This window comes from Adhaeribacter aerolatus (genome assembly GCF_007991635.1).
Lineage (GTDB): Bacteria > Bacteroidota > Bacteroidia > Cytophagales > Hymenobacteraceae > Adhaeribacter > Adhaeribacter aerolatus.
In genome coordinates this window covers 113086-130545 of record NZ_BJYS01000020.1, presented here as the reverse complement: position 1 = coordinate 130545, position 17460 = coordinate 113086, and the positions used below count along the sequence as shown (strand labels likewise).

Here is a 17460-nt window from a genome sequence, read left to right as displayed (position 1 = left end):
GCTCTTAGGATAAAATAATAAATGGAAGGCAAAAACACCGATGGATGATGAATATTCTATTCTTATTCTATATTTTTCGCCTACATTCATTTTAACTGCCAACCGGTATGTTCCTAAAGATTAGGCTTTTCGCCGCCCTATTTTACGTTACGCTTCTGGTTGGTTGCTCTACCAGCACTTTAGCGCCCGAAGCCAAGCGTAGTAATAAAGCGGAGCAACAGCCCGCCGATGCTTATTTTACCAACCCCATTGCCGATGGCGCCGACCCTTGGGTAATTAAAGTAAACGGCGCTTATTATTCCTGTGGCTCGGGCAAAGGGGGGATTTATGTTTCCAAATCCGATGGTTTAACGAAATTAGGCGAGCGGGTAGTAGTGTGGCGGCCGCCTACTTCGGGCTGGAACCAAAGCAATATTTGGGCACCCGAAATTCATTTTATGAACGGCCGGTGGTATATTTATTACGCCGCCGGCAGCAAGCCCGGTGGCCCTTTTATTTACCAACGGTCGGGCGTGCTAGAGTCGGTGAGTGCAGATCCGTTTGGGCCTTACGAAGACAAAGGCATGTTGTACACCGGCGATAATATCCAGGATGCCGCTTCGGTGAAGTGGGCCATTGATTTAAGCCCGTTCCGGATGAACGGACAATTATACGCCGTGTGGTCGGGGTGGGAAGAAAACGCCGATACCGATAGAACTAAACAGCATTTGTATATTGCCCGCATGAGCAACCCTTACACCATCAGCAGTAACCGGGTTAAAATATCTTCGCCAACCGAAGAATGGGAGACCGGCGGCGAACTGGATTTAAACGAAGGACCCGAATTACTCCGGAAAAAAGAAAAGGCTTTTATTATTTATTCCTGCCGCGAATCGTGGCTGAAAGAATACCGGCTGGCGCAATTAATGCTGGCGGATACGACACTGAATCCGATGGAGCCGGCTAACTGGCAAAAATCCGGACCGGTTTTTCAGAGCACCGAAGATGTTTTTGGCGTAGGCCATTGCAGTTTTACCAAATCGCCGGATAATACCGAAGACTGGATTTATTACCATGCCAAGAAATCAACCACGCCGGGCTGGCAACGCGAAATCCGGCTACAGCCGTTTACCTGGAAAAAAGACGGCTCCCCGGATTTTGGTAAACCTATTTCTTCGGGCGTTCCTATTAAACTTCCGGCTGGTGAAAAGTTGGCTGAACTGATAAGTAAGTAACCGGCGGAAAGAAATAATACTACTATCAAATGGAATTTCGCTTCAAAAAGAGTTTTGTCATCCTGAGCTTGTCGAAGGATCTATTACAGTTTAATAAAAGTAGATTCAGCTGTTTCGATAGGCTCAACATAACTCTTGTAGATTGCGCATTTACTAGTTAATATTGGTATAATTAGGAAGATTCTCTGGCGTAATCAGAATCATAAATAGTGCCTTTGTGGCTTAGAGAGTGGCTTAAAACATTCTCTTTCTTTTGTGAGTAACATTAAAATTTCCAATTTTAAAATTCACCACTTAATTACTAATGTTACGCAGCAATTTGGGAAAGATAAAATTTTGGTATCTTGAGCCCAAACCTGTCATTCAGGAGGAAACTATTTGGCTGCTTGCTAAATAGTTTCCTCCTGAATGACAGCAGTGGGGTTCTTAAACCTGCTTATTTAAACTTTTGCGTAACATCACTTAATTATTCTATGAAAAAAATATTCCTGCCGCTGGTTTGTTACGTGCTCTTTTCCTGTGGGTCAAACAAACAGCCAAATACGCAACAGTCAGAAACAGCTACTGCCCAAACTGAGACTGGAACAGCTAACCCGGAAAGCGCGGAGGCGGCGGCCGTAACGTTTACCAACCCGGTGCTGCCCGGCGATTATGCCGACCCGTCGGTAGTGCGCGTCGGTGACGATTATTGGGCAACGGCTACTTCATCGGAGTGGGCACCGCTGTTTCCGATATTGCATTCTAAAAACCTGGTAGATTGGGAAACGGTGGGGCACGTATTCCCGGATAAACTACCCGGCTGGGCCGATGCGCATTTCTGGGCACCCGAAATTTCCTACGACAAAGGCAAATATTACATTTATTATACGGCCGGTAAAAAGGGCGGCAATTTATGCGTGGGCGTGGCCAGCGCCACCAACCCTACAGGCCCCTACACCGACCACGGCCCGCTGGTTTGCCAGGAAGCAGGCTCTATTGATGGTTACCCCATCCGGGACGAGAAAGGCGAATTATACCTGATTTGGAAAGAAGATGGCAACAGCGTGAAGAAGCCGACGCCGCTCTGGGGCCAGCGTATGAGCGAAGAACGTACGGCTTTGCTGGGCGAAAAATTTGAATTGTTCCGCAACGACCCCAACACCTGGGAAGGCGGCCTGGTAGAAGGCCCGGCGCTAATGAAGCGGAACGATTATTATTACATGTTTTATGCCGGCGATGCCTGCTGCGGCCGGGGCTGTACGTATGGCGTGGGGGTAGCCCGGGCTAAAAATATTCGCGGACCCTGGGAAAAATACAGTGGCAACCCCATTATGAAAGCCAATGCTACCTGGAAATGCGCTGGTCACGGCTCCGTAGTTACGGATGCGCAGGGCAAAGATTATTTTATGTACCACGCTTACAGCACCGACGGTTTTGTTTACCCGGGCCGCCAGGGCTTGTTAGACCCGATTACCTGGGGTGCTGATAACTGGCCGCGGTTTAATGCCAATGCTCCGAGTGTTACGGCGGCTGCCCCGCATAACCAGAATGCCCCCGATGAACTGGATGTGCAGGATGAATTTAGCACCAAAACTTTAACACCCAGTTGGCAATGGTCGGTTACGGCTGTGCCGCGCTTTACTTTGCAAAACAATGATAATGGCCGGCTGTTACTACAGGCTGCGCCGCAGAAAATTGGCAGCCTCTTAGGCCAGCGCACTAAAACTGCCGATTATACTGCCACCACTGTTTTAGATGCACAAGCTTTACCCAAAGGAACCGTGGCCAGCTTAAGCGCCATTGGCGACCCGGATAATGCGATGGGTATTGGCCTGAGTGGTAACGAAATTTTGCTCTGGACGACCAAAGGAAATAAAACCAGCACCGTGGCCCGGGCTGCGGCACCTAAAACGGGCTTAATCTATTTCCGGTTGGCTACGCAGGACGGTGACAAAATGCAGTTTTCCTGGAGTCCCGACGGTCAGAACTGGCAATCGCTAAACAACAACCAGGCGTTGGATGCCGCTTACTTACCGCCCTGGGACCGGGGCATCCGCGTCGGCCTGACGGCTAAAGGCGCCGCCGGCACAGCCGCCACTTTTGATTGGTTCCGGATTGATTACAGCAGCTAGGAGCACTTACCTGGTTGGGATGATATAAAAAAGGAGGCACTTATCTAAATGCCTCCTTTTTATTAATATTTATGTTAGACCAATTCAAATAATGATTATTCGATAGAAAATAACCCTTCCGCCCTCCGGGCACCTTCCCTGAATCAGGGAAGGAGTTCGGCCGAACCGGCACCGATTAGCTAGTGGCGGAGGCTTAATAATTGATGATTGAACCTAGAAAGGCATCAGCTAAGCGCATACTACAGCAGTTTGGGCAGCGAGGGCCTTTTGGAAGATGCTCTTCTGGGTTTCCGGTGCTTTAGCATTGCGAGGTACGAGCAAAGAAAAGATGAGCAGCCCGAGTGGCCAAACGGGGCCCGCCGGCCCTGAGGCTTCTTAGACTCATAAACTTAATTAGCACCTCTACCTTGAAAGATGGAATCTTTCAAAAGATAAACAGATGAAACAGACCATTTATAGATTACCATTTAGCAGAAGTGGTATTACACTTAGTAAGCAGCTGTAAACCGCTGCCGGATATGTTTGGGGTTTTCCAGTTCATCTACAATCGCAACAGCGGTATCTTCTACGGAGGCAATGCTGCGGCCATTTTGGTCAAAAACCGGGTTCTCTAAACCGGTGCGGTAAGTGCCTTTGCGCTCGCCGGAGGTTCCCTGGTGCATTTCGATGGCCGGGCTCAGAAAGGTCCAATCCAGTTCCTGCTCTTTTTTTAAAATATTCAGGTAATCGCGGGCAGCGAGGGCACCGGTTTTATAATCGGCCGGAAATTGCGGGGTATCTACTAACTGGGTATCCGGGCCCACGTATAAACTGCCGGCGCCGCCCACGGTTATAAATCTTTTTACACCCGATTTTTTAACGCCCTCCTGAATGGCTTTGGAGCCGGCTAAAAAGTCGTTATACAGGTTAGGGTTGGTCCAGCCGGCGTTGTAAGTGCTGATAACGGCATCTGCGCCTTTCACCTGTTCGGCTACTTGGTCGGGCTGTGTGGCATCAGTTGCCACTACGGATACTTTGCCGTTAGGGGCTTTTACTTTTTCCGGGTGGCGTACCAGTACTTTTACTTCGTGGCCACGGTCGGTTAATTCTTTTAAAACGGCGGAACCAACAAAACCGGCTCCAATTAAGGCTACTTTCATCTTTTTTGGGTTAAGATTTAAAATATTTAAATAATTTATTTCTGTAATATTTATTGTTACAGTTAATGGTAAAAAAATTAGCTGAACCGGTTAACGAAATCAGCTAAGGTTTGTTTACCTAACTTCTGCACCAAAGCTTCTTCGGCATCGAGGTACAATTCCCCAATGTGATTGTTTATCTGTTTACCTACCGGGCATTTTGGATTCGGGTCGTTAGAACGGCCTAATAAAGGTACTTGCCGGACGGCATTATAAACTTCCGAAAGTAAAATCTGGTCTGCGGGTTTGGCCAACGTACTACCGCCATTTTTACCTTCTTTACTCGTAACCAAACCCAGGTTACGCAGGTTACTCAGCTCCTTGCGCACCAAAACCGGGTTAATATTAATACTACCGGCCATATACTCCGACGATAGCAATTCCGGTTCCTGTTTGGCCAGCAGGGTCAGAATGTGTAAAGCCGTAGCAAATCGTCCGTTGTTCATACTGTAATAATATTTATTACAGTACAAAGTAAATACACTTTTGGTTCAAATGCAACGGCCTGTATTTAAAATATATTATTGATTATTAAGGACAATCCATCCGCTTCAGGCCAGATTAAGTCTCTATCAATATCCCTGACTCCCTGTTTTGCCGGTTTCAGACTGAATGTTTTCCTGTTTTTAGCGGGTTATTTAAAGCTTAGTTTAAGCCATTCAGCCGCCTTAATGCGGGCTTTAGCCAATATTATTTTACAAACGCTCTACCTCCCTGCATATTTGTATCATCACCGGGTAAAAGGCTTAAACCTCAATAAGTTAAAGCGAATGTAAGCCCGGGCTATTTTGTACAGGCTGGTTACAGGATGCCAAGCTTAGGTTACGAAAGCCAGAATATTACTCAACCCAATAGAAAAACGCTAAAAAGATAAAACTATGAAAACCAAAAAAATATTATTCGCCAATTTCCCTGCCGACGGCCACTTTAACCCGCTAACCGGCTTGGCAGTTCATTTAAAAAATATCGGCTACGATGTGCGTTGGTACACGGGCCGGAAGTATGAAGAAAAAATTACAAACCTGGGCATTCCATATTACCCATTGGTAAATGCCATTGATTTTTCGGCGGGTAACCCGGAGGAGATGTTTCCGGAGCGGGAAAAATGTAAAAGCCAGGTTAGCAAATTACAATTCGACATCAAAAATGTTTTCCTGCTGCGCGGTCCGGAGTTTTATCAGGACATTAAAAAGATAAACGAAGAGTTTGATTTCGATTTGCTGATTGCGGATATCACATTTACGGGTATTCCGTGGGTGCGGGAAAAGCTGAAGAAAAAAGTTATTTCCATAGGCATCATGCCGCTGAGCGAAACCTCCAAAGATTTAGCCCCGAATGGTTTAGCCATTACGCCCCGCACGAGTTTCTGGAGCCGCCGTAAACAAGACGTAATGCGGGTTTTTGCTGATAAAATATTATTTGGCGAATCGAGCAAACTCATTAAAAATATGTTTAATCAATACGGTATTAAGCAGGAGAAAGGAAATTTATTTGATGTGCTGTACCGGAAATCTGATTTGGTTTTGCAGAGCGGTACGCCCGGTTTCGAATACAAAAGAAGCGATTTGGGCCGCAATATCCGGTTTATTGGTCCGCTGCTGCCTACCCTGAAAAACACCAAAGTAACCTTTAAGCACCACGCCAAAGCGCTGGCCTACGAAAAAGTAATATTGGTTACCCAGGGTACCGTCGAAACCGATCCCGAGAAAATTATTGTACCCACCCTGGAAGCTTTTAAAGATTCGGACCGGCTGGTAATTGTTACCACGGGTGGGTCCGGCACGGCCGAACTAAGAGCCCGTTACCCGCAGCCTAACATTATTATCGAAGATTTTATCCCTTTTTCTGAGGTAATGCCGCTGGCCGATGTTTATGTAACCAACGGTGGTTATGGTGGCGTGATGCTGGGCATCCAGCACAAACTGCCGCTGGTAGTGGCGGGTGTACACGAAGGTAAAAACGAAATTTGCGCCCGCATTGGCTATTTTAAATTAGGTATTAACCTGAAAACCGAGACGCCTACCCCGCAGCAAATGCGCCTGAACGTAGAGCAGGTACTGGCAAACCCAGTTTACAAGAAAAATGTGACGCAACTAAGCGAAGAGTTTAACCTCTACAACCCGGCTGCACTGTGTGCCAAATACGTAGCCGACCTGATTGGCAAACCCGTTGCCACGGGTACTACCCCAGAAAGTAAAATGCCAAATAAAGCGGCAACTGAAGTTGAAAAAATGGCTGTAGTGGAATAGAGTTTAGCTTCAGTTATTTCTGATTACCTTTTAACTAAACTTGCCTGGTTTAAACTGATTTCTCATAATAGAGTTAAATAAGTACAGGTAAACCCCACAGGCTTTTCAGAACTGTGGGGTTTTCCTTTCTCAGTAGTTTAACAATTTATATACACTCCAATTAAGTTCACACGATAGCTTAAGATCAGGCGATAGAAAATCTGGTCAAGCATTAATTCTGAATAAGATTTTTATTATCCTTCCGCGCTTTTTCTATTCGCCGGCTTTTGCCACGGCGGCGGATGATTGTTTTTTTCCCTGGATAAGATTAACCCTTCCGCCATCCGGGCACCTTTCCTGAATCAGGGAAGGAGTTCGGCCGAACCGGAACATTATGGAAAAGCTTTGTTGCGGAGGCTTATTATTCAATAAAGATTGAACTTGGTAAGGCAGCAGCTAAGCACATACTACAGCAGTTTGGACAGCGAGGGCCTTTCAGGTTTCCGGTGCCGAGGGACGAGGCATTCCGACGGAGGAGGAAAGGAAAGATGAAAGGCCCGAGCGGCCAAACGGGGCCCGCCGGCCAGGAGGCTTCTTAGGCTTCTGAAAACAGTTAGCACCTTAACATTGAAAGATGGAATCTTTCAAAAAAAGTACATATTTGTGTAATACCATTTAGAAGTGGCGGTATTTTACCCTACTAATATAAGACCTTAAAAAGTGCTATTTATCAGAAGTAGATTTGATTTTAAAACTTAGTCCTGCCAGACTTTATATTCTCCATCTATTACCTACAACTTTAAAAGGCAAAAATCTTAACCAACAGCAAAACCTGTATTATAGCCGCCTCACGGCAAAATCTCCATTTTGCAGGTAACCGGAAAATGATCTGAGAATTTTTGATTGACGGTCCGGAACTCGGCGCTTCTAATTTGGGGCGCGTGTAAAATATAATCAATCCGAAGTAAAGGAATGAGCCCGTTATAAGTATTACCAAAGCCGGTGCCGCTCTCTACAAAGGCGTCTTTTAAGTTACCGCTGATTTTATTGTAAGTATAGGAAGAAGGCGGGTCGTTAAAATCACCGCAAATAATAACGGGGTAAGGCGATTGCTCGATGTGGTTGGCCACCGCATCTACCTGCTTCGACCGTTTGATGGAAGCGGTTTTAAGTTTGTTTAAAATATTCCGGGAAGCCGAAAGTTTATCTTTCTGTTCGTCGGGCTTGTTTAGAAATTCGTAATCTTCTTTCCGGAACCGGTTCGACTGAAAATGAATATTGTATACCCGGATGGTATCCTGGTTAACTTTGATATCCGAATAAATACAAATATTATTCGTGATTTCATTAAAAAGAATATTGCCTTTCTTAACAATCGGGAAGGAACTGAAGGTAGCAATACCCCAATGGTCGGTGCCCCATTTGGTGGCCGTGTAAGCCACGTGCACGTACGGCGATTGCTGCAAGGCCTTTATGCTGTCGAGGCTGTTAAAGCCCGAGCGGCTGGTAGAAGTATAAAACTCCTGGATGCACAAAATCTGGGGAGCTTCCTGTTTAATAAAATTAAAAATCCGGGTGCGGGTGTCAATCCGGTCGGTCCAGCCATACACATCAAAAAGCCGGGTGTTAAAGCTTATAAACTTAAACGCCTTCTCCTGGTTCAGCGGCGGGGGCGAAGACCAGGTAAACTGAAAATGATTGCGCAAAACCGGGTACCCGGCCAGAACCATCCCGATGGAGATAAAAATGGCGCGGTCAAATAAAAGCAACCAGTACAAAACAAAAAGCAGGTTAACAACCAGAATGTACGGGTAGGCAATACCAATCAGAGCAATCATCCAGGCAAACGACGGGTTAATATAAGATGCCAGAATGGAAACCAGCAATAGCAAGGCCGCCAGGCAGTTCAGGAAAACTATAAACTTGTAAAGTAAAGTCTTCTTTTTTGCCCGGATGGTTATATGCCGCAACCGCTTTTCGCCTGGATGTATTAATTGCACCGTTTTAGGATACTAGCTGAAAAAATTAAAAATAATAGTTTACCGCGACAAACGGTAATAAGAAAACGAGAAACCAACTAATTTAACACACCTGCCTCCGAAAATATTCGTTTACGTTTTCCATTGCTATTGGTACGGCAGCCACATAAGCCGGCGGGGCGATATTCTTCGGTTTTTTGATTATATTTCAGCCATCAAACCCCAATTTTAGCTTCAGCCTGAATTACCTATTGCAAATGTCTGCACTTCTCCGATTTAAAATTTCCTTTTTTGTTTTGGTTTTACTCGCATTGGCCGTTTCAATGGCTTACAAAAGAATAGATAACGAAACGCCGGTCGGGCTGGGATGGTCTAAAAATGCCGTCAATGCCGTAATTTTCCGGAAAAACGCGGTGGTAAGCCATGCGGGCATGCAGTATACCGCTTATTACGATACCGCCGGGTATATGGTGCTGGCCAGACGCGCGCTAAAAAGTAAGCGGTGGGAAGTAAAAAGAACCAGTTACCAGGGAAATGTAAAAGATGCCCATAACGCTATTAGCATTATGGTGGACGGCGACGGTTTTTTGCATGTTTCCTGGGATCATCACAACAATCCGTTGCGCTACAGCCGCAGCGTAAGCCCGGGATCGTTGGAGTTATCACCCAAAATGGCTATGGTAGGTCAAGACGAAGCACGGGTTACTTATCCGGAGTTTTACCGCTTACCTACCGGCGACCTGCTGTTTATTTACCGCAATGGCGCTTCGGGTAACGGCGATTTGGTGTTGAACCGGTATAGCCGGAGCGAAAAGAAATGGAGCCGTTTACACGATGTTCTCATTGATGGTGAAAAGCTTCGCAATGCTTACTGGCAAGCATTTGTAGATAGTAAAGGTACCATTCATGTGTCGTGGGTGTGGCGCGAAAGCCCCGATGTAGCATCAAACCACGATATGGCTTATGCCCGCTCCGTAGATGGCGGCAAAACCTGGCAAAAATCTACCGGCGAAAAATACGAGTTGCCCATTAAAGAAGCCACAGCCGAATACGCTTTAAAAATTCCCCAGAAAAGCGAGCTTATCAACTCAACCTCGATGTACGCCGATGCGCAAGGCCGACCGTATATCGCCACTTATTTCCGTCCGGCGGGTTCGCCGGTACCGCAGTACCACCTGGTTTTCCACGATGGTACCCAATGGCAGGTGCAGCAGATATCTAACCGCCAAACGCCTTTTTCTTTGAGCGGAGGGGGTACCAAAAAGATACCTATTGCCCGGCCGCAGATTATGGTTAACCAAACCGGCGGTAAAATTGGGGCCTACATGTTGTTCCGCGACGAGGAACGGGGCAGCAAAGTATCGGTGAGCATTTGTAAAGATCTGGCCACTAAAAAGTGGGAGGTAAAAGATCTAACAGCGGATGCTGTTGGGCACTGGGAACCCAGTTACGATACCGAACTCTGGCGCAACAGCGGCTTGCTGCACGTGTTCGTGCAAAACGTAGGACAGGGCGACGGTGAAAAACTGGAAAATATTAAACCCCAGATGGTACGCATACTGGAGTGGAAACCCTGAATAATAATGCCAACTATTTAAGGTAGTAACTACGAAAGTCCCCCTTGAGAGGGGGTAGGGGGAGGAGGTCCATTTGCTGACACCTACTAGAATAATAATTTTTGATGCGAACAATTAAATTAAAGCTAAACCTTCCAGCATATTTCTTAACTAAGCAGAACATCGGGGGAATATTTTTTCTGCTTTTCTGCTGCTCCGCCTGTACTTTTTCGCAGCGGGCGAGCCAAAAAGCTGCTGCGGAGAGGCTGTTTTACGTAGATGCCGTTAAAGGAGATGATGCCCACACCGGCCGCTCGCCGGCACAAGCCTGGAAAACCTTAGCCAAAGTAAACAGCCAGGTTTTTGCACCCGGTGATAAATTGCTGTTTAAAGCTGGTACTACTTATGAAGGTCAACTGAAAATACAGGGCGCCGGCGCAAAGGACAAGTTAATTATTATCGACCAGTACGGAAAAGGAGCCAAACCCCAAATAAGGGCGAATGGAAAATATCAAGCGGCGGTGCTGCTGTACAATACCCAGTACATCCAGGTGGATAATTTAGCTATTTCTAACCAGGGCAAAGAGCGGGAGGCCAAAAGGTACGGCGTACAAGTAGAAATAGCGGATTTCGGTACGGCCCATAACATTGCGCTGCGCAACCTGGAGGTACACGAGGTAAACGGCAGCCTGGTAAAACAGCAGGGCGGCGGGGCCGGCATTATTTTCATAAACGGCGGTCGCCAAACGCCTTCTCGGTTCGATGGGTTACTGGTAGAAAACTGTAGTATAAAAAACTGCGGTCGCAATGGTATTTTGATTAACGGTAACTGGCGCCGTAGCCAGTGGTATCCGAATTTAAACGTAGTTATCCGTAAAAACCTGCTGGAAGGCGTACCCGGCGATGGCATTGTGCCCACCGGCTGCGACGGTGCTTTAATAGAATACAACGTGATGCGCGATTGCCCGCGGCTGTTACCCCGCGGCGAAGCGGCTGCCGGCATCTGGCCCTGGAGTTGCGACAACACCCTTATTCAGTACAACGAAGTAAGCGACCACAAAGCGCCTTGGGACGGACAAGGTTTCGACTCCGACTGGAACTGCCGCAATACCATTATTCAGTACAATTACAGCCACGATAACGAAGGCGGCTTTTTGCTGGTTTGCAACGATGGCAGCTCCCCGGCGAGTAATAATGCCGGCAACGTGGGCAGCATTATCCGGTACAATGTTAGCATCAACGACGGGCACCGCACGCAAGGCCAGCACGCCGGTTTTTCGCCGGTAATTCATGTGGCCGGACCTACCCGCAACACGCGCATTTACAACAACCTGATTTATGTTACCCAGCGGCGTGCCGGCATGGACAGCACCCTGATAAACCTGGATACCTGGCACGGCTACGCCGACAGTACGCTTTTTGCGAATAATATTTTTTACGTAGAAGGAGGCGTTAAATATTTGTACGGCCAAAGCAGCCGCAACTTTTTTAGAAATAACTTATATTACGGGCGGCATCACCAGCAACCCGCCGACTCCGCCGGTATGACAGCAGCTCCGGGCTTTAAAATAGTAAGGCTAAAAAAAGCGGACGGTCTGGCCGCTCTAAAAACATTTCAGGTGGAGGTGGGCTCGCCGGTTGTGGGCAAAGGCTTACCCCTGGTAACAGCACCAATAAAAGATTTTTTCGGCAATTTGGTAGTGCCGGGCCAGCACCCCAGCATTGGTATTCATGAACCGGCCCGGTAAAGGATGGTGCTTGTGCGCATTAACCGCGTGGGATTAATTTAGAAAATAAAATAGCTTCCGATGAAAAGTATTTTTTTGATAGTGATTTTGGCCGGACTAGGTTGGTGGAAACCGGTTTTTCCAGCTTTAAATACTTCCTTTAAACCTGGGGAAATCTGGCTCGATACGGATGGCGAGCATATTAACGCGCACGGGGGCGGTATTCTTTTTCATAAAGGTAAATATTACTGGTTCGGAGAGCACAAAACAGCCGGTAAAGGCGGTAACCGCGCCAATGTTGGGGTTAGCTGTTATTCCTCCACCGATTTGTATAACTGGCAGAACGAAGGTATTGCGCTACCGGTGGCGCCCGAAAACAGCGGCTCCGAAATAGAAAAAGGCTGCGTGATAGAACGCCCCAAAGTGGTGTATAATGCCCGCACCAAAAAGTTTGTGATGTGGTTTCATCTGGAGCTGAAAGGGCAAGGATACAATGCTGCCCGCACCGCCGTAGCCGTAAGCGATTCCCCCGCCGGACCTTATACCTACCTGAAATCGCACCGGCCGAATGCCGGGGTGTGGCCCATTAATTTCAACCCGGCCTGGAAAGCCAAAACCATAACCGAAAAAGATTTAAAAGCCTGGGGCGACGAATGGAAGCACGAAGTAGCCGAAGGTTTGTTTATCCGGCGCGATTTCGAGAAAGGGCAGATGGCCCGGGACATGACCGTGTATGTAGATGACAATGGCAAAGCCTATCACCTGCACGCCGCCGAAGAAAACCTGACGCTGCATATTTCGGAACTGACGGATGATTATTTGAATTTTACCGGTAAGTGGCTGGCGGTAGCGCCGGCCGGTCACAACGAGGCGCCGGCTATATGTAAATACAAAGACAAATATTACCTGATAACCTCCGGTTGTACCGGTTGGGACCCCAATGCCGCCCGCTCCTTTGTTTCCGAGTCTATGTGGGGACCCTGGCAACCTCTAGGTAACCCGGCCGTAGGCCAAGGCGCGGACTTAACGTTTGAATCGCAGGGTACTTTTATTTTGCCGGTAGCCGGTAAAAAAGATGCCTTCATCTTTATGGCCGACCGCTGGCGACCCAATAACCCCATCGATGGCCGTTACATCTGGCTGCCCCTGGTTTTCGAGAATGGTAAACCGGTACTACGCTGGCAAGATGAGTGGAAGCTGAACACTTTTGCTACCGCTAAACGATAATCAAAGGTATCGGGAATGCTGTTTACAAAAGACAAGGGCCAGTAGAAATTTCGCGCGGGCCGCTTGGCAGTTGGCAGGAAAAATCAAGCTCCTACGGGCAAGCATTATCCGTTTTGCCCTGTTAGGTTAGCTTTTGAATTTGAAAGGCAGCGCCGGTAATTTAGATATAAAAATTAAGGCTGTAAGTACCCCAAAATTCCTGAAAATAGATTTTCATGTACGAAGTACTGGCTAAAAGCATTCGTGAAAAAGTTTTTCTGAACGAAGACGAGATGCAATTGTGTGCCAGTTTTTTTACTCTGAAGAAATTGCGCAGAAAGCAATATTTGTTGCAGGAAGGCGTACTGCGTTCGTACCACGTCGATAAAAAAGATCAGGAGCACGTGATTCAGTTTGCTTTTGAAGGCTGGTGGATTGCCGATTCTTACAGTTTTTTAACCGAAGAACCTTCGGCCTACAACATAGATGCGCTGGAAGATGCCGAACTATTGCTGTTAACCCGCGAGGCGCAGAAAGAATTGCTGCTAAAGGTGCCCAAAATGGAACGTTATTTCCGCATTCTGTTGCAGAAAAGCTTAATTGCCATGCAGCGCCGGGTGTTAAGTTCTTTAAGCTATTCGGCCGAAGAAAAATATACCAAGCTCCTGGAATCTTACCCCAATATTGCCCAGCGCATATCCCAGCAGCAGATTGCCTCCTACCTGGGTGTTACGCCCGAAACGCTGAGCCGCATTCGCAAACAACTTGCCTCCGGAAAATAAAGGCTGCCTGGGAAACAAACCAGTTGATTTAGATCAAGGCTATTTCTTAACCCACATCAATAGAGCCCTGCTCCAGGCATTGTAACTTTGCATTATCAAAATAAAAGAAAATTGCCGCAAGCTTTTGGTTTGCGGGCAGGTGATAACCATGCAGCGAAAGAATTTTATAAAAACCCTTGTAGCAGGAGCAGTAGGAATGACAGGTTTAAGCGCATTTAATAAGTTTACCTCCGATTTAAAAGAAGACGGATATCTGATGCCGGTACTTTTTGTGGGCCACGGTTCGCCCATGAACGGCATTGAAGACAATGAGTTTAGCAGGCACTGGACAAAAATGGCACAGGAAATTCCCACGCCCAAAGCGGTGCTGGTAGTTTCGGCGCATTGGTTTAGCAAAGGCACCAAAATTACTGCCATGGATTTCCCCCAGACGATTCACGATTTTGGCGGCTTTCCGCAGGCTTTGTTCGATGTGCAATACCCGGCGCCCGGTAATCCGGCTCTAGCCCGGGAAACTGTTGCGCTGCTGCAGAGCGCTCACGTAGAACTGGACCACGATTGGGGCCTGGACCATGGTACCTGGACCATTGTGCGCCACATGTATCCCGGAGCAGATATTCCAGTACTGCAACTAAGCATCGACTACACCAAAGGGCCGCAATACCATTTTGATTTGGCCAAAGAGCTCTATGCCCTCCGCAAAAAAGGCGTGCTGATTATGGGCAGTGGTAATATGGTGCACAACCTGCGCATGGTGGCCTGGGATAAATTAAACCAGGATGCCTACGGTTACGATTGGGCCCTGCAACTCAATACCAAGTTTAAGGAATTAATAGCCGGCGGCGACTACACCAACCTGATTCATTACGACCGGTTGGGTCCTGAAGCGCGTTTGGCCATCCCGACACCGGAACATTATTTGCCGCTATTATATACCCTGGGCTTAAAAGGAGAAAAAGATGCGGTTTCGTTCTTCAACGACAAAGCCGTGGCTGGTTCGCTCACCATGACCTCCGTTAAACTCGGCTAAATTTTTCGGAATAAATTATAGCAGGAGCGAACCTTTTACTAAAAATACATGTATGTACATTAATTGTAAATACATTAATATAATAATTTTACTTAAATATTTACATAATTAAAACTTAGAACTGAAAATTAATTAAAAATGAAAAAATTAACCTTTTCCGCTTTATTCTCTGCCGCCCTGTTCTTATCGGCCGGTACCTTTGCTACGGCTCAAACCAAAACTGCCACTGCCGTAAATAATACCAAAGTTAACAAAGCCACTACCTACCAGGTAGATGCCGCTAAAAGCCAGTTAACCTGGAATGGTAAAAAAGTAACCGGCGAACACTCCGGTACTATTAATGTAGCCAACGGTCAGTTAGCTGTAAACGGCAACAAACTAACCGGCGGTGCTTTCGATATCGACATGACCAGCATTAAGAACACCGACCTAACCGATCCGGAGTACAACGGCAAATTAGTAGGGCACTTAAAGTCGGATGATTTCTTTTCGGTAGAAAAACACCCGAAAGCAACTTTTAAGATCACGAGTGTAACTCCTATTAAAGGCGCCAAATCTGGTCAGGCCAACTACACCGTTAAAGGTAACTTAACCATTAAAGGTATTACCAACGCTGTTTCTTTTCCGGCTACTGTGGCGGTTAACAACGGCACAGCTACTGCCAAAGGCGTAGCTACCCTAGACCGTACCAAGTGGGATGTTCGTTACGGCTCTAAATCTTTCTTCGCTAACATCGGCGACAAAGCCATTAACGATGATTTTACTTTGGATTTCAACATTGTAGCTAAACAAAACGATTTAGCTCGTTTATAATCTAAAATATTAAAGTAATAAAAAGCCCCGGTTCTGCTAGAGCCGGGGCTTTTTGTTGAGTAAAGAGCCAAGCATGGTTCTTGCTTTTATACTGGCAGCCCGCTAGTCCCGGTTCATCCAAGTTGTTTCAGTGTACATCCACCGGTATATTTTGCGTCTTTATTTAGGTTTAGCACCTAATTTTAATTTTGTCCCGGACACTTCAAGTGCGTATTCTATCTGAACAAACCGGCGAATATTGCCGGCCTATATTTTAAAGTACAAGCTCAAAGTATTCTGTAGTTAACTTTTAGTTAGCGATTTAAGTATTTTGTAGATCTGCACCAGCCACCTGCATAAATCATTCAAAAGCTATTATGGTGTAAGACCTTAAACTTTCCGGTGCAAAATATTGTGGGCCAGTTTTAAGTGGTTAGGCGCTGGCTTATATGAAAACCTTCACCTAAACTTCCAAATTGGGTCGTGAAAATTAATTTCTCAAGTGCAAAACGTATTCTGGTTTCTAGGAATGCACTTTAATTAAATTAAACAAATAAAATATTAGACTTTTCCGTAATTATTGTTACCTTCATTCTGCTTACTACTCTCTCTTTCACTATTTAAATTAAAAGGAAAGAATGGAAAAGGAACAATCAAACAATTCTGATGCATTTGAAACCCTGGCGCAACTTACCAGTGGCTACTGTGTAGCGCGTTGCCTGCATGTAATTACAGAGTTAGGCGTGGCCGATGTACTGGAGAGTTCGCCGCGCACGGCCCCGGATTTAGCAAATGCGGTAGGTGTAAGTCCGGATGCGTTGGGCCGCATGATGCGCCTGCTGGCAACCTTCGGGGTGTTTCAGCAGGAGGGTGAAGCGTTTAAACATTCACCGGTTTCCGAATTATTGCGCAGCAGCCACCCGCAGTCGATGCAGCCCTTTGTCCGGCTGTTCGGATTGCCGGTATACTGGAATATTTACGAAAAGCTGACATATAGTCTACAAACCGGTCGCCCCGCCGCCGAAAAAGTTGTTCCGGAGGGTTTATGGGATTATTTTGGTGCGCACCCGGAAGATAATAAAATTTTTAACGCTGCCATGGCTACCAAAGCAGTTGGTCAGGTAGCCGGGGTGATGGCAGCTTATGATTTTTCTGGTTTTAAAACAATTGCAGACATAGGCGGCGGCAGAGGTCATTTGCTAAAAGCCGTATTAGCGGCAACCCCTACAGCTAAAGGCCTATTATTCGATTTACCCCATGTAGTGGCAGAAGCGGCCGGTCTGGCTTCGGAGCGGCTGAGCCTGCAGGCAGGCGATTTCTTTAAAGATCCGCTTCCGGTTGCTGATGCCTACCTGGTAATGGAAATAATTCATGACTGGGCAGACGAAGAGGCCCTGATGATTTTACAGGCCATCCGGCAGGCGGCTCCGGCGCATGCAAAGTTGTTGCTGGTTGAGCAATTAATCCCCGACGCACCAGGGCCGCACTGGTCTAAAATGCTGGATATTCACATGTTAACCTTGTTGGGTGGCCGCCAGCGCAACCTCCAGGAATACCAAAATTTATTAGCCCAAGCGGGTTTTCAGCTGGAACGCGAAATTCAGACTTTTGCGGGGGTGTCAATATTAGAAGCTGTTTGTGTGTAAAATATGGAAAC

14 protein-coding genes are annotated in these 17460 nt (G+C 46.8%); 11 read left to right on the top strand and 3 right to left on the bottom strand.

What is annotated here, in order from left to right; translation table 11 throughout:
* Window positions 1-107: 107 nt before the first annotated feature.
* From AAE02nite_RS14255 to AAE02nite_RS27100, 3 genes are all read left to right on the top strand, one after another.
* On the top strand, window positions 108-1214 hold the full coding sequence (locus AAE02nite_RS14255) for a glycoside hydrolase family 43 protein (RefSeq protein ID WP_146898529.1): 1107 nt from the start codon (window positions 108-110) through the stop codon (window positions 1212-1214).
* A gap of 473 nt (window positions 1215-1687) precedes the next feature.
* Window positions 1688-3325, top strand: a complete 1638-nt coding sequence (locus AAE02nite_RS14250) for a family 43 glycosylhydrolase (RefSeq protein WP_246151039.1) — start codon at window positions 1688-1690, stop codon at window positions 3323-3325.
* Between the two features lie 207 nt (window positions 3326-3532).
* Window positions 3533-3694 carry a hypothetical protein gene (locus tag AAE02nite_RS27100; RefSeq protein WP_246151038.1) on the top strand — a complete coding sequence of 54 codons (162 nt, stop codon included), beginning with the start codon at window positions 3533-3535 and terminating at the stop codon, window positions 3692-3694.
* A gap of 119 nt (window positions 3695-3813) precedes the next feature.
* Here the strand turns inward: AAE02nite_RS27100 and AAE02nite_RS14240 are convergent, their stop codons facing one another.
* Both AAE02nite_RS14240 and AAE02nite_RS14235 read right to left on the bottom strand, forming a co-directional pair.
* On the bottom strand, window positions 3814-4464 hold the full coding sequence (locus AAE02nite_RS14240; protein ID WP_146898527.1) for an NAD(P)-dependent oxidoreductase: 651 nt from the start codon (window positions 4462-4464) through the stop codon (window positions 3814-3816).
* A gap of 77 nt (window positions 4465-4541) precedes the next feature.
* Window positions 4542-4949 carry an Rrf2 family transcriptional regulator gene (locus tag AAE02nite_RS14235; RefSeq protein ID WP_146898525.1) on the bottom strand — a complete coding sequence of 136 codons (408 nt, stop codon included), beginning with the start codon at window positions 4947-4949 and terminating at the stop codon, window positions 4542-4544.
* 432 nt (window positions 4950-5381) lie between these two features.
* Here AAE02nite_RS14235 and AAE02nite_RS14230 point away from each other — a divergent pair, with 432 nt between their 5' ends.
* A complete protein-coding gene (locus AAE02nite_RS14230) occupies window positions 5382-6752 on the top strand; it encodes a glycosyltransferase (protein ID WP_146898523.1) in 1371 nt (456 codons plus the stop codon).
* An 827-nt stretch (window positions 6753-7579) separates the two neighbouring features.
* Here the strand turns inward: AAE02nite_RS14230 and AAE02nite_RS14225 are convergent.
* Complete coding sequence (locus tag AAE02nite_RS14225) at window positions 7580-8731, bottom strand: endonuclease/exonuclease/phosphatase family protein (protein ID WP_146898521.1); 1152 nt, start codon at window positions 8729-8731, stop codon at window positions 7580-7582.
* Between the two features lie 236 nt (window positions 8732-8967).
* Between AAE02nite_RS14225 and AAE02nite_RS14220 the strand changes: the two genes are divergently transcribed.
* The 7 genes from AAE02nite_RS14220 (at window position 8968) to AAE02nite_RS14190 (ending at window position 17449) form a co-directional block, all read left to right on the top strand.
* Window positions 8968-10287 (top strand): BNR repeat-containing protein, encoded by a 1320-nt coding sequence (locus AAE02nite_RS14220; protein ID WP_218033502.1) that lies wholly within the window; start codon window positions 8968-8970, stop codon window positions 10285-10287.
* A 104-nt stretch (window positions 10288-10391) separates the two neighbouring features.
* A complete protein-coding gene (locus AAE02nite_RS14215) occupies window positions 10392-12014 on the top strand; it encodes a right-handed parallel beta-helix repeat-containing protein (protein ID WP_246151042.1) in 1623 nt (540 codons plus the stop codon).
* 60 nt (window positions 12015-12074) lie between these two features.
* Window positions 12075-13220, top strand: a complete 1146-nt coding sequence (locus AAE02nite_RS14210) for a glycoside hydrolase family 43 protein (protein ID WP_146898516.1) — start codon at window positions 12075-12077, stop codon at window positions 13218-13220.
* Window positions 13221-13435: 215 nt separating this feature from the next.
* Window positions 13436-13981 carry a Crp/Fnr family transcriptional regulator gene (locus tag AAE02nite_RS14205; protein ID WP_146898514.1) on the top strand — a complete coding sequence of 182 codons (546 nt, stop codon included), beginning with the start codon at window positions 13436-13438 and terminating at the stop codon, window positions 13979-13981.
* Between the two features lie 196 nt (window positions 13982-14177).
* Entirely contained in the window at window positions 14178-15011 is an 834-nt protein-coding gene (ygiD, locus tag AAE02nite_RS14200) for a 4,5-DOPA-extradiol-dioxygenase (protein ID WP_146898512.1), read from the top strand.
* A gap of 138 nt (window positions 15012-15149) precedes the next feature.
* Window positions 15150-15824 carry a YceI family protein gene (locus AAE02nite_RS14195; protein WP_146898510.1) on the top strand — a complete coding sequence of 225 codons (675 nt, stop codon included), beginning with the start codon at window positions 15150-15152 and terminating at the stop codon, window positions 15822-15824.
* Between the two features lie 617 nt (window positions 15825-16441).
* On the top strand, window positions 16442-17449 hold the full coding sequence (locus AAE02nite_RS14190) for a methyltransferase (RefSeq protein WP_146898508.1): 1008 nt from the start codon (window positions 16442-16444) through the stop codon (window positions 17447-17449).
* The last annotated feature ends 11 nt before the right edge of the window (window positions 17450-17460 follow it).

Coding starts and splice junctions, on each gene's coding strand:
- AAE02nite_RS14255 (WP_146898529.1), top strand. CDS start 108: ATGTTCCTAAAGATTAGGCTTTTCGCCGCCCTATTTTACGTTACGCTT.
- AAE02nite_RS14250 (WP_246151039.1), top strand. CDS start 1,688: ATGAAAAAAATATTCCTGCCGCTGGTTTGTTACGTGCTCTTTTCCTGT.
- AAE02nite_RS14240 (WP_146898527.1), bottom strand. CDS start 4,464: ATGAAAGTAGCCTTAATTGGAGCCGGTTTTGTTGGTTCCGCCGTTTTA.
- AAE02nite_RS14235 (WP_146898525.1), bottom strand. CDS start 4,949: ATGAACAACGGACGATTTGCTACGGCTTTACACATTCTGACCCTGCTG.
- AAE02nite_RS14230 (WP_146898523.1), top strand. CDS start 5,382: ATGAAAACCAAAAAAATATTATTCGCCAATTTCCCTGCCGACGGCCAC.
- AAE02nite_RS14220 (WP_218033502.1), top strand. CDS start 8,968: ATGTCTGCACTTCTCCGATTTAAAATTTCCTTTTTTGTTTTGGTTTTA.
- AAE02nite_RS14215 (WP_246151042.1), top strand. CDS start 10,392: ATGCGAACAATTAAATTAAAGCTAAACCTTCCAGCATATTTCTTAACT.
- AAE02nite_RS14210 (WP_146898516.1), top strand. CDS start 12,075: ATGAAAAGTATTTTTTTGATAGTGATTTTGGCCGGACTAGGTTGGTGG.
- AAE02nite_RS14205 (WP_146898514.1), top strand. CDS start 13,436: ATGTACGAAGTACTGGCTAAAAGCATTCGTGAAAAAGTTTTTCTGAAC.
- ygiD (WP_146898512.1), top strand. CDS start 14,178: ATGACAGGTTTAAGCGCATTTAATAAGTTTACCTCCGATTTAAAAGAA.
- AAE02nite_RS14195 (WP_146898510.1), top strand. CDS start 15,150: ATGAAAAAATTAACCTTTTCCGCTTTATTCTCTGCCGCCCTGTTCTTA.
- AAE02nite_RS14190 (WP_146898508.1), top strand. CDS start 16,442: ATGGAAAAGGAACAATCAAACAATTCTGATGCATTTGAAACCCTGGCG.